Annotated in this window: 11 protein-coding genes; 9 read left to right on the plus strand and 2 right to left on the minus strand. The window is 49.5% G+C overall.

Features of this window, described 5'->3' with window-relative positions:
- Nucleotides 1–558, plus strand: coding sequence for a YceI family protein (locus CWM47_RS26600; RefSeq protein WP_100991561.1), 558 nt, complete (start codon nucleotides 1–3; stop codon nucleotides 556–558).
- Between the two features lie 75 nt (nucleotides 559–633).
- Nucleotides 634–2,121 carry a serine hydrolase gene (locus CWM47_RS26605; RefSeq protein ID WP_100994065.1) on the plus strand — a complete coding sequence of 496 codons (1,488 nt, stop codon included), beginning with the start codon at nucleotides 634–636 and terminating at the stop codon, nucleotides 2,119–2,121.
- A 121-nt stretch (nucleotides 2,122–2,242) separates the two neighbouring features.
- On the opposite strand, the gene CWM47_RS26610 is transcribed toward CWM47_RS26605, so the two are convergent.
- Nucleotides 2,243–3,469, minus strand: coding sequence for a TCR/Tet family MFS transporter (locus CWM47_RS26610; RefSeq protein WP_100991563.1), 1,227 nt, complete (start codon nucleotides 3,467–3,469; stop codon nucleotides 2,243–2,245).
- A gap of 102 nt (nucleotides 3,470–3,571) precedes the next feature.
- A complete protein-coding gene (gene dnaN, locus CWM47_RS26615; protein ID WP_100991565.1) occupies nucleotides 3,572–4,711 on the minus strand; it encodes a DNA polymerase III subunit beta in 1,140 nt (379 codons plus the stop codon).
- A 158-nt stretch (nucleotides 4,712–4,869) separates the two neighbouring features.
- Here dnaN and CWM47_RS26620 point away from each other — a divergent pair, with 158 nt between their 5' ends.
- The 7 genes from CWM47_RS26620 (at nucleotide 4,870) to CWM47_RS26650 (ending at nucleotide 12,998) form a co-directional block, all read left to right on the plus strand.
- Nucleotides 4,870–5,382, plus strand: a complete 513-nt coding sequence (locus CWM47_RS26620) for a DUF2480 family protein (RefSeq protein WP_100991567.1) — start codon at nucleotides 4,870–4,872, stop codon at nucleotides 5,380–5,382.
- A gap of 181 nt (nucleotides 5,383–5,563) precedes the next feature.
- A complete protein-coding gene (locus CWM47_RS26625) occupies nucleotides 5,564–6,463 on the plus strand; it encodes an ABC transporter ATP-binding protein (RefSeq protein WP_100991569.1) in 900 nt (299 codons plus the stop codon).
- Between the two features lie 105 nt (nucleotides 6,464–6,568).
- A complete protein-coding gene (locus CWM47_RS26630) occupies nucleotides 6,569–6,928 on the plus strand; it encodes a four helix bundle protein (protein ID WP_100991571.1) in 360 nt (119 codons plus the stop codon).
- A gap of 43 nt (nucleotides 6,929–6,971) precedes the next feature.
- Nucleotides 6,972–10,619, plus strand: a complete 3,648-nt coding sequence (locus tag CWM47_RS26635) for an ABC transporter permease/M1 family aminopeptidase (RefSeq protein WP_100991573.1) — start codon at nucleotides 6,972–6,974, stop codon at nucleotides 10,617–10,619.
- A 3-nt stretch (nucleotides 10,620–10,622) separates the two neighbouring features.
- Nucleotides 10,623–11,558: a c-type cytochrome gene (locus tag CWM47_RS26640; RefSeq protein WP_100991575.1), complete on the plus strand. Its 936-nt coding sequence runs from the start codon at nucleotides 10,623–10,625 to the stop codon at nucleotides 11,556–11,558.
- A gap of 79 nt (nucleotides 11,559–11,637) precedes the next feature.
- Nucleotides 11,638–12,093 carry a DsrE family protein gene (locus tag CWM47_RS26645; RefSeq protein ID WP_100991577.1) on the plus strand — a complete coding sequence of 152 codons (456 nt, stop codon included), beginning with the start codon at nucleotides 11,638–11,640 and terminating at the stop codon, nucleotides 12,091–12,093.
- An 8-nt stretch (nucleotides 12,094–12,101) separates the two neighbouring features.
- The gene (locus CWM47_RS26650; RefSeq protein ID WP_100991579.1) at nucleotides 12,102–12,998 is read left to right on the plus strand and encodes a LysR family transcriptional regulator; all 897 of its coding nucleotides are present in this window, start codon (nucleotides 12,102–12,104) and stop codon (nucleotides 12,996–12,998) included.
- Nucleotides 12,999–13,042 lie beyond the last annotated feature (44 nt).

A 13,042-nucleotide genomic window follows, 5' to 3' on the forward strand; every position in this document is an offset into this window, starting at 1 on the left:
ATGAACAAGACGATTAAGTATAGCTGCTGGCTGGCTATGGTGATTCTTTGTGCCTTTGTCACCCCTATGGCCAAGCGGAAACTGGTGGCTGATAAAGCCGCATCGACCATCACTTACTCGGCCAAACACCCGCTCCATAAGTGGGATGGCGTAAGTCATGATGTGAACTGCGCCATTATTTACAATGACGAGACCAAACTACCCGAAACGGTAGCTGTGTCATTAAAAGTGGCCTCATTCGATAGTGATAACAATAACCGCGATTCGCACGCTATTGAGGTGCTCGAAGGTATCAAATACCCGAATGTAACCTTCGTGAGCTCAGATGTGAAAGCGGGGGATAATGGAACGTTGGTCGCTAAAGGTACGCTAACATTTCATGGGGTAGCCAAGCCCGCAACGCTCAACGCAACGCGTAAGGATGCGGGTGGTAAAATGACGATTACGGGCGAGTTTCCTGTAAACATGAGCGACCATAACATCGAACGACCATCATTGATGGGCCTAAAAACCGAAGATGCTATGATTCTTAAGTTCAATGTGGTATTTGCTTTGTGAATATATTGCGCTTTCGAAGATGTGCCGGTTTATTTATAGGTGCATCTTCGATAACGCACTATGTTTCGAGCTTTCATGAGAAAAGTACTTCTATTTATTTTTGCGAGTACTACGTTTACTGCTTTGGCGCAAAAGCAGATCTCCCCAAAACAGATTCAGGAATTTGATGCCTACGTAGAGGCCGCCCGGAAACAGTGGGCCGTGCCGGGCTTGTCTATCGCCGTCGTTAAAGACAACAAAGTCATTTTCGAGAAGGGTTACGGCGTTCGCGAATTGACCGTAGATAAATTCGAACGCGTTGACACCCAAACGTTGTTCGCCTGCGCATCGACAACCAAAGCGATGACCGTTGCATTAGTGGGTATGCTCGTCGATGAAGGCAAACTTGCCTGGAACGACCCCGTATCCAAATACCTCCCCGAACTTCAATTGTACGATCCGTACGTAACACGCGAGTTGAAAATTCGTGATCTGCTCATTCACGACACAGGCGTTGGTAGTACCGATTTTATGACAGGGGCTATGACCATTACAGTGAATGAAATGTTCCGTCGTATGGAACTGGTGAAGCCAAGCTACCCGTTTCGGGCCGGATTTGCCTATCAGAATACCTTTTATTCAGCCGCCGGTCGGATCATCGAGCGCATTGCGGGAAAGACCTGGGCCGAGACTATAAAGGAGCGCATATTCCTTCCGTTGGGTATGAACCGCACAGCCCCCAAGCGGGGATACATAACCGATGCCAACGTCACGAAACCGCATTACAACATCAACGATACCATTAAGGTAATTGAATACGGTACCGATAGCGAAGTTGGTTCGGCGGGCGCGGTCTGGTCCTCAGCCGACGACATCAGCAAGTGGATGATCTGCATGCTCGACAGTAGCAAATACAGTGGAGGCCGTTTGCTCAAGCCCGAAACCTGGACCGAAATCTTTACGCCACAAACCTTTTTTCCGGAGGACGAATACCCCACCATGCAACTTCTGAAACCCAACTGGCGTACCTACGGACTGGGCTGGTATCAGCATGATTATAAGGGCAAAAAGGTGAACTTTCATACCGGTAGTTTGTCGGGGCTGACGGCCATAATCGGACTGTTGCCGGACGAGAAACTAGGCGTCTATGTATTTGGGAATTACGACCACGCCGAACTTCGTCATGCGCTGATGTACAAGGCTTTCGATTGGTTTGCGCTGGGAGGTAACCGCGACTGGAGCGCCGAGTTTAAGGTGCTGTATTCGACGATTAGAGAAGAGGGTAAGAAAGCACAAAAGGATTTTGATGCCAAACGTGTGCTAAACACATCGCCATCGTTGCCCCTGAGTCAATATGCCGGAACCTATACGAGTCCACTCTATGGAAAAGCGGATATTAGTGTGACTGGTAATCAGTTAGCCATCAATGTAAATGACAATGCGCTGATCGCCAGCCTTCCACATTGGCACTACGATACGTTTTATGGGCCCTATAAAAAGGCGTGGTATGGTAAAGCCAGAGCCCGGTTTACCCTGAATTCGCTGGGCAAAATTGACACGCTGTTTTTCGACGGGATGGAGTAAAGGAAACAATAGATAATGTAGAATGAATAATGTAGAGTGAGCAATAGATAAAGTCTTGATTTTCAAGTCTTTGTCTATTGCTCACTCTACATTATTCATTCTACATTATCTATTGTTTCCTTTACATTGTCCGTTTTAACCCGCGTCGGGCTAAACCCGCACTGATTAAAATTAGGACAGCGGCCAGATAAAAGGGTGCACCGGGCAGGTAGATCGGAGCGGCTGGTGAGGTGAAAAACGAGAATAGATTTGTCATGATGAGCGGCCCGAAAATGGACGTTGTGCTGGTTAAGCTGGTTAAGGCTCCCTGCAATTCACCTTGTTCATTGGCGGGCACCTGGTTCGAAATCAGACCTTGAATGGACGGTCCCGCAATACCGCCCGTCGCATACACCATCATAAAGGCAAACATCATCCAGCTTTGGGTGGCCATCCCAAACAACGCAAATCCGAGTGCACTGAACATCAGTCCAACATAGACGGATCGCTGCTGACCCAGTTTAGGGATAATAATCCGGCTCAAGCCCCCTTGTACTATAGCAAAGGAGAGACCAATAGCCGCCAACGAAAAACCAACGGTCTTTTCGTCCCACTTAAATTTCTCTATCGAATAGAACGTCCAGGTGCCCTGCACCGCAAATCCGGCAATGTAAATCAAGACCAACGACGTTACCAGACCAAGAATAACGGGGTATTTTCTCAATCCCATTAACGACCCGATAGGGTTGGCCCGTTTCCAGTCGAACGGGCGTCTGTTTTCGGGAGCAAGCGATTCGGGCAGGATAAAGAAGCCATACAGGAAGTTGACCATCGTTAAGCCCGCTGCCACAAAAAACGGTATACGAGGGCCATATTGCCCCAGAAATCCACCGGCAGCCGGACCAAGAATAAAGCCGACACCGAAGGCGGCTCCAATCATACCAAAATTCTGTGCCCTCTTTTCGGGCGTGCTTATGTCGGCGATGTAAGCGGTTGCCGTGGTGAAACTAGCTCCCGTAACGCCCGCCAGTAACCGCCCGACAAAGAGCCACTCAATAGTAGGAGCAAAGCCCTGAAGAATATAGTCTAACCCAAAGCCGAACAACGAGAATAGCAACACGGGTCGACGCCCGAAACGGTCGCTCAACCCACCCAGAATTGGCGAGAAAAGAAACTGCATACCGGCATAGGAAAACGATAGCCAACCGCCCCAACTGGCCGCCTGACTAATGTTGCCGTGAATGAGTTGTTCAATCAGTTTCGGGAAAACCGGGATAATTATACCCAGGCCCGTAACATCAATGAGAAGTGTGATAAAGATAAAAACAAGGGCGGGACCGCGCTTGGTGGAAACGGTAGGAGTGGGCATAAATGAAAAATGAAGAATGAAGAATGAAGAGCAATGAGTAAGTGCCGTTTGGTTATGGGCTATTTATTCATCACTTCATCACTCTTCATTCTTCATTCGTTTTTAAGCGTATGTATTCAACATCACTGGCATAACCAGCATCAGGATGTCTTCATTTTCTTCTTTATCGGCGGGGATAAGCAAACCGGCGCGGTTTGGTGCCGACATTTCGAGCGAAATCATTTTGGCGCTCAGGTTGCTCAATACTTCGGCCATCAGCTTGGCATTAAATCCAATTTCCATTGCATCTCCGTCGTAATCGCAGAGGAGCTTCTCGTTGGCTTCGTTGGAGTAATCGAGGTCTTCGGCCGAGATCGTAAGCGAATTGGTTTTGAGCGATAACCGAATCTGGTGCGTGGTGCGGTTGGCGTAAATCATGATCCGCTTTAGGGAATTGAGCAGGTCGGTACGGCCAATGGTCATCACATTCGGATTGTTGGTTGGAATGGCGTTTTCGTAATCGGGGAAACGCTCATCAATCAGGCGGCAGATCAACTGCGTTGGCCCAAACGTGAACGACGCATTCGCCTGGCTGAACTCAGCCGTAACGGGTACGTTCTCGGGCAGCGAAGCCTTCAGTAGTTGCAGTGCCTTCCGGGGAATAATGATCGATGTGCTGGCCGACGCGTTCAGGTCGGTTCGGCGATAGCGAATAAGCCGGTGGCCGTCGGTAGCTACGAACGTGGCATTATCGTCGTTCAGTTGGAGCAACACCCCCGTCATGGCTGGGCGCAGATCGTCGGTGCTGGTTGCAAAAACGGTGTTGTTGATGGCGCTGAGCAATATATCAGACGACATATCGACCGACATATTTTTGTTAACAGTTGGCAGTTTCGGGAAGTCGATCGGGTTTTCGCCGGAGAGTTTGTACCGACCGTTATCGGTCAGGATTTCGGTACCAAACGTCTCGGTATCGATATTGACCGTAACGGGTTGCTCAGGCAGGCTGCGGAGGGTATCCAATAGTAATTTTGCCGGAATGGCAATGGAGCCGCTTTCGCTGGCTTCTACCGGAATCTGCGTGGTCATCGTCGTTTGTAAATCCGACGCCGTCACGGTAAGTGTTCCGCCAGATAAGTCCGGCCCAACTTCAATGCGAAACAGGAAGTTTTCGAGGATAGGAACAATCGGATTCGTGGCTACGACGCCGTTAATATGCTGTAAGTTTTTAAGCAGTACAGACGAGGAAACTATGAATTTCATGTGAGAAATGTCTAAGGCTATGTGTGATACTATATGAGAACAAAAGTAGCAAAAAAAGCGGACTCTTGAGTGTGTTATTTCCTGGCTATAGTGCGTAATGAAATGGTAATGAACGGCTCGACTCTACCTGCTGTTTATGGAGTATTATAACTCGAACTATGGAAGCCGAAATCGTTAATCGCGTTGCTAACAGCGGCCTTGTGACGCTTGATCTGGAAGAATACTATCATCCCGGCGAGCGGGTCGTTTATGATCTGAATGACAACCTGTATATGGGCCTGATTCTGAAAGAAAAGGACTTTCGGGCTTTTTTGAAAGAACACGACTGGAGCCAGTATGCCGGTAAAAATGTAGCCATCACCTGCACCGAAGACGCCATTGTGCCCACCTGGGCATACATGCTGTTGACGCTACAACTGCAACCCGTTGCCAATACAGTCGTTTTCGGAAATCTTACTGACCTGGACGAAAAACTCTATTACGACGCCATTGCCCGCATCAATCCGAACGACTATCGCGATGTCCGTGTAGTGGTGAAAGGATGTTCTAAAGTGCCGGTGCCCACGGCGGCCTATGTTGAAATTACGCGGGTGCTTCGGCCCGTTGTGCAAAGCCTGCTTTTTGGCGAACCATGCAGCACTGTGCCGCTGTACAAACGCCCGAAGGGGTAGGGTATGAGTTTCTGGCACGAGTGAATACTCGTGCCAGTATCGCGCTGCCTGTTTGGCAGCGCTTTTTTTATGCCTTTCAGCTGTAATAAATACCGTCGGCGAAAGTTTGGCTTTGAGTTTCGACAGCTTTTAACATATTTGCCTAATATTCCTTTACGCCAAATACTTAACCGTTTCCAGTATGCAGCTCGAAATTAAAGACCTTACCAAAACTTATTCTAACGGGGTGCGCGCGTTGAAGGGCGTTAACCTGACTATTTCACAAGGTATGTTCGGATTGCTTGGGCCAAATGGCGCAGGTAAATCGAGTCTGATGCGTACCATCGCTACGTTGCAGGAGGCCGATAGTGGGTCTGTTCGGTTAACTGGGGTAGGGAGCGAGGACTTAGATGTATTGACCCAAAAAGACGCTGTGCGCCGGGTATTGGGCTATTTGCCGCAGGAGTTTGGCGTGTACCCGCGCGTAACAGCCGAGACGATGCTCGATCATATTGCGACGCTCAAAGGAATTGCCAACAGCCGCGAACGCAAGGCCATTGTAGAAGGCTTGCTACAAAAGGTGAACCTGTATCAGGTGCGCAAGAAGAACCTCGGCACCTATTCGGGCGGTATGAAACAGCGATTTGGGATTGCCCAGGCCCTGATTGGTAATCCCCGGCTTATTATTGTCGATGAACCTACCGCTGGTCTGGACCCCGCCGAGCGAAATCGGTTTCATAATCTGTTGTCAGAAATAGGCGAGAATACGATTGTGATTCTGTCCACCCACATCGTGGAAGATGTTACGAATCTGTGCTCCGATATGGCGATCATCTGTCTTGGGGAGGTCGTAGCGGCAGGCAACCCCAATGATTTAGTGACCGATCTGAAAGGTAAAATCTGGCAGACATTCGTTGGGAAGTCGGAAATCGAAACCTATCGCAAAACGCATCGAGTAATATCGACTCAATTGAAAGGTGGGAAAACTAGAATCCACGCCTATAGCGACTTGCCTATGGCGGGTTTTGAACCCGTTTCACCCGATCTGGAGGATGTATACTTTTCGAAGATCACGGAGAAAATGGAAGTAACCACTGTGTGAGGAAGTAGTAGGAGTGAGGAGCGAGTAGTGAGGAGGGTGGCATCAACGAAGTTGAGCCGTGGATCAGTTAATTAGTTATTAACCACCTTGTAAACTTGTAATAAAATGGAAAAGTCCAAGCACTTTCGTGAATTAATTGTCTGGCAAAAAGCGCATCAACTTGTGCTGTCGATTTATAAACTGACCAAAGTTTTTCCGAAGGAAGAATTATTTGCCCTTACGTCACAACTACGAAGAAGTGCTGTTTCTGTCCCGGCAAATATTTCTGAAGGGTATCGTAAACGAACGATTCCTGATAAGGCCAAATTCATGAATATCGCGCAGGGCTCGTTAGACGAAACGCACTATTACCTTATTCTTGCGCAGGATCTTGATTACGGCAACACAGAAGAACTTCAAGCTAATCTTGAGGAAGTTGCCCGACTTTTAACCGCTTATTATAACGCTATAGAAGCCAAACGATAACACCTCCTATTACTCGCTTCTCACTCCTAATACTCCATTTTCCATGTTCTTCGAAATAGTCAAGTTTGAGGTGGCCTATCGGTTGAAGCGACCCGCTACCTATCTCTATGCCCTGATTCTATTTCTCTTTACGTTTCTCTTTGTCATTTACGGCAGTGGACCCGCGTCGGAGAAAACAAACATAAACTCGCCTTACGCTATCAGCCAGTTTGTGGTCGTTATGACCATCTTTGGCATGCTGATTGCGTCGGCGGTGATGGGTGTACCGGTTTACCGCGACATTGAACACAATACAAAAAACTACTTTTTTACCTTCCCGATTACTGAGCGGGGATACATACTGGGTCGATATTTCGGTTCTTTCGTTGTGCTGCTGGGCATTATGGCCATAGGTATGCTGGGTATTGTGATTGGCTCCCTGTTGGGACCGATCTTCAATCTGGCTGACAATACCGAACGCTTTGGCCCTATCCGTTTTCGCGATTTTGCCTATCCGTTTCTGCTGTTTGTGGTGCCGAATATGTTTCTGGTGGGCAGCATTTTCTTTAGCCTGGTCGCTTTTTCGCGGCAGGTTTTTGCGACCTATGCGGGTAGTATTCTGCTTTTTATTGCCTATCTGCTTGGCTCGACACTTTCGCAGGATCTGGATAACAAACAGCTTGTTAACCTTCTCGATCCCTTCGGTACTTATGCCTACGATGCGGCTACCAAATACTGGTCGCCGGTGGAGCAAAATGTGCTATTGGCCCCGTTAGAGGGCGATTTACTGACTAATCGGCTCATCTGGTTTGCGGTTGCCCTGCTTGTCTTTTTCGGAACACTTTTTCGGTTTAGCTTCTCCCGCTTTCTGGCCGTTAAACTGGGTAAAGGGCAGAAAGACGATGTGGAGGCTAAAGGCGTTCCCTCGCTAACAAGTCTGCCGGTAACAACGCCTGTTTTTCAGGCGAGTACGTACGTTCGGCAGATGTTCCGGCAGGCACGAATTGAGTTTGGCAACATCGTTCGCGACCCATACTTCATTGCCATTTTGCTCGGTGCTGTATTGTTTTTATTCTTGGATGGCTGGTTCGCTACAGAAACCTACGGAACGCCATCATTGCCAACAACCTATGCCATGCTCGAAGCCCGCAATGGCACATTCTTTTTCTTCGTACTCATCGTCCTGATTTTCTACACGGGCGAAGTCGTTCACCGCGATAAGGTTGTTCATTACGATACCATTGCCGATGCCTTGCCCGTGCCCGACTGGATGAACTACGGAGCCAAACTGCTATCGATGATCTACATCTGCCTGTTACTCTGTGGACTTATTCTGTTATCGGGCGTATTGAATCAGACGGTAAAAGGCTATTTCAACTACGAATTCTCGCTCTACTTCCGCGACTTGCTGGGCATCGCCTTCACGCAGTATTTCCAGTTGGTGATGCTGGCGTTCTTCGTCCATACAATGGTCAACCAGAAGTTTGTGGGGCACATCGTCACACTGGCGGTCTACATTGTTATCTGGGCGGTGCCACAATTTGCTGAGTTTAATTATAAACTGGCAATACCCTTTTCGGGGGGAGGTGTGCAGATATCGGACATGAACGGCTTTGGGCATTATCTGGCTGGTATTGCGTCGTTCCGGCTGTACTGGTATGCCTTTGGCGGTCTGTTGCTGGTACTGGCGCTGTGGTTCTGGAACCGGGGTGCCGACACGAGTTTCAAAGCCCGCTGGCAACTGGCGCGCCAACGGATGGGCCGCGGATCAATGGCGTTGTTTGTACTGTTCCTGCTGGCGTTTGTGAGTATGGGAGCCTGGATTTATACAAATGTCAGCGTCAAAAATCACTACTACTCGGCCGATGAGCAGCGGGAAATGCAGGCAACGATGGAAAAGACATATCACAAATATGCCGACGTGCTTCAACCCAAAATTACCAGCGCAAAGGTAAACGTGGATGTATATCCCGATGAATTTAAAGCCGTTGCGACTGGCGCGTTCCTGATCGTTAACAAGGGCGATCAGCCCATTGATTCACTCCACTTGACCATCCCGGTTGATAATTTTAACCGGAAACTAACCAAGCTACTGGTCGATGGGAAAGCCCCTGATCTGGTTCTGAACGATACCGAAAATGGCTACTACATTTACCGCTTGCCCAGGAAATTGAATCCGGGCGACACGGCCCGCCTGGATATGGGTGTACTGGGGCAATACGTTGGTTTTGCCAACAGTGGCAACAGTCGCGATGTGGTGGGCAATGGCACATTTTTCAACGTGGGTATCTTTCCCGGCTTTGGCTATAATCAGGAAGGGGAACTAAGCAGTGATAAATACCGGAAAAAGTATGGCTTGCCAATAAAAGAATGGACTACACCGGCTCAGAATGACCCCCGTGGACTGCGTGATTTTCTGTTCACCGACGATGCCGACTGGGTCACCTTCGAGGGTACGATTTCGACCACACCCGACCAAACGGCGATCATGCCCGGCGAGTTGCTGAAAACCTGGACGAAGGCTGGTGCCGACGGTAAACCGCGCAAATACTTCCAATATAAACTACCCGGTTTCTCCGACTACTTCTTTAGCATGTGTTCGGCCAAATACGGTGTCAAGCGCGACAAATGGACGGGTACTAATGGGCAGGCGGTTGCCCTGGAGGTGTACCACCATCCCGGCCATGACAAAAACCTCGACCGGTTTATTGCCAGTATGAAAGCATCGCTATCGTATTACACCAAAAACTACGCGTCCTATCCGTACCCGGTGCTGCGGGTGCTGGAATTTCCCCGCTATGCGGCTTTTGCACAGTCATTTCCAACCACGGTGCCCTATTCGGAGGAGTTTGGCTGGGTGGGCGACTTCCATGATCCGAACAAAACCGACTATGCCTTTTACGTAACCGCTCACGAAGTGGCGCACCAGTGGTGGGGGCACCAGATCATGCCCAGCCGAACGAGGGGATCGAACCAGATTTCGGAGACAATGGCAGAATATTCGGCACTGATGATTCTCAAGCAACGGTACGGTGCCGACGCCATGCCGAAGTTTTTGAAATATAGTCTTGATCAGTATCTGAGGGGGCGGTCCAATGAGGACAAATTCGAGGCCAATATGCTCGATAACGACACCCGTGCCTACGTCTGGTACCAGAAAGGGTCGATGCTGATGTATGCCTTGCAGGATTACATTGGTGAGGATCGGGTCAACAAAGCCATGAACGACTACATGAAAGCGGCTCGTTTCCGGCAGAAAGCCCCTTTTACCACCTCGCTCGAATGGTACAGTTTCCTGAAAGCCGCCACTCCTGATTCCCTCAAACCCTGGCTGGTGGACAATTTCGAGAAACTCACCCTCTACGACAACCGCATCACCAAAGCCGAAGCGAAAGCGATGGGTAAGGGGACATATCGGGTTACGTTGCACGTTCGAAGCACAACCGAGTATTATGATAAAGCCGGTAAAGAGCTTTCCAAGGGTAAAGCTCCCGTTATTGTCGATATTGCTGTGTTGACCGACGATGGTAAAAACAAAGACGGCCTGACGACTAAAGTGCCGCTCTTACTTCAGAAACGCAGCCTGACGCCGGGCGAACATGTGATAGAGGTAACGGTGAAAGGCAAACCTGTAAAAGCCGGTATCGACCCTTATAATAAACTCATCGACCGAGTTTCTGATGACAATCTGGTGAAAGTAGATATGCCGTAGACTATGAAGAAGCATTTACGTAAGATTTGTGGGGTAGTTTGTTCCCTAGTAATCACGATCATCGCTCTGCCCGCCTTAACGCCCCCCGATTACTGGCGTCCACCCGCCGATAGTCGGATTCCCGCCGGTGCGCAGGGGCAGCAAATTCGGTATGGACGGGAGTTGATTGCCCATACGGCAAAGTACCTTGGCCCTAAAGGGTCGGTTAAGCGGTTGTCAAATGGCATGAATTGCCAGAACTGCCACCTCGACGCAGGCACGAAAGTGCTGGGCAATAATTATTCAGCCGTGTTCTCGACTTACCCAAAATTCCGGGAACGTTCGGGCTCGGTCGAAACGATTGCAAAGCGCGTATCGGATTGTTTCGAGCGCAGTTTAGCTGGCAAAGCACCGGATAGCACTAGTCGGGAAATGAAGGCTATCGTTGCTTACATTCAATGGCTCGGTACCGATGTACCCCAGGGGCAGCGGCCTAATGGCGTGGGACTTGTCAAGCTCGCTTACCTGGATCGAGCCGCCGACTCTACAAAAGGGCAAGTGGTTTATGTGGCTAAATGCCAGGTTTGCCACGGCAAAAATGGTGAAGGAACCAAAGTGGCAGGTGCTTCGGAATACGTATATCCGCCCATGTGGGGACCGCACAGCTACAACGACGGAGCCGGACTTTATAGACTGTCAGGATTTGCGGGCTATGTAAAAAACAACATGCCTTTTGGTGCGACATATGCCAGTCCGCAGCTAACCGACGAAGAAGCCTGGGACGTAGCGGCTTTCGTAAATGCCATGCCCCGGCCCCATAAGGATCAGGAGAAAGACTGGCCCAATCTGGCCAGCAAGCCTGTTGACTTCCCACTTGGCCCCTATGCCGATGGATTCAGCGAGCGGCAACATAAACTTGGTCCGTATCAGCCCATTGCTGATGCGCGAAAAGTAAAGTAGCTTTACAACACGGTGCCAGCATACGCCATATCCTTAAGATATGGCGTATGCCTCAACTCACTAAATAAAAATAACTACCATGAAGACCATCAAGCATTTACTCATTCTTGCATTTCTATCTGCTATTGCACCGGCTATGGCCCAAACAAGTGAGTCTGGCTTTCATGGGGCAGAAGCGACCAAATCCCGATACCGCGCCGTTTATCAGCTCAATACGGGCGATACAGCTGTTATCCATCATGCACTGGCCAACATTCAGAACTCCTTGAACGACCCCCGTTTGAAGGGCAAACTTGATATTGAACTAGTGGTCTATAGCGGTGCTTTTGTCGCCTATCAAAAAGGCAAAGCTTATTTTGAGAAGGAGTTGCAAAGTCTTCAAAAACAGGGGGTTATTCTGGCTATGTGTGAAAACACGATGAAGATGCGGAAACTTAGCCGTGATGAGATGTACCCGTTCGTCAGCTACGTCCCTACCGCCAACGGCGAACTCATCATTCGCCAACAGGACGGCTGGGCGATCATTCGTCCGTAAATTTGCTCATGCTCGACTTTCGTCTCAACGTTTTTTACACCGTTGCCAAACGGCTTAGTTTTACCAAAGCTGCCGCTGAGTTATATGTGACCCAACCTGCCGTAACAAAACATATTCAGGAACTTGAACACCAGTTTGGTACGGCTCTCTTCGACCGGCGGGGCAATCAGATTAGCCTGACCGTTGCGGGTAATGTGCTGCTTCGGCACGCCGAAACCATCATGACGGTTTACCGCCAGCTGGAGTTTGATATGAACGCCCTCAAAGGCGAATCGGGGGGAACATTGCGGGTGGGGGCCAGCACAACCGTAGCGCAGTATGTGATTCCGCCGGTGCTGGCTCGCTTTCGGGAGCAATCGGCCGACGTGAACATCTCATTGCTGAATGGCAATACGGAGCAGGTAGAGCAGCAATTGCTCAATAATGATATTGATCTGGGGCTGGTCGAAGGTCGCACCCACCACAGCGACATTCGGTACACATCCTTCGTGAAAGATGAACTCGTACTCATCTGCCGCGCCGATCACCCACTTGCCGACCGGGACGAGATTACACTCGATGAACTTAAAACGGTGCCTATCGTACTCCGTGAGCGCGGTTCCGGCTCGCTCGAAGTGATCGAACATGCGCTTCGGGGTGTGGGATTGAAACTCACCGATTTGACAATCGACATGCATTTGGGAAGCACCGAAAGTATAAAGTCATACCTTGGTAGTTCACGCTGCATGGCGTTTGTGTCGGTCTTTGCCGTACAACATGAGCTTCAGGCGGGTAGCCTAAAAGTCCTTGACGTTCAGGGACTTTCTATTCAGCGAGATTTCTATTCTATTCAGCTACAGGGTGTAAGTGAAGGTCTGGCCGATACCTTTATGCGCTTTGCCCGCCAGCATTATAAGCGAGGGTAGTGGGATAGTTATTAGTGGAGTGGGTGTGGTAAGTACGTTGCTGC

The organism is Spirosoma pollinicola, assembly GCF_002831565.1.
Classification (GTDB): domain Bacteria; phylum Bacteroidota; class Bacteroidia; order Cytophagales; family Spirosomataceae; genus Spirosoma; species Spirosoma pollinicola.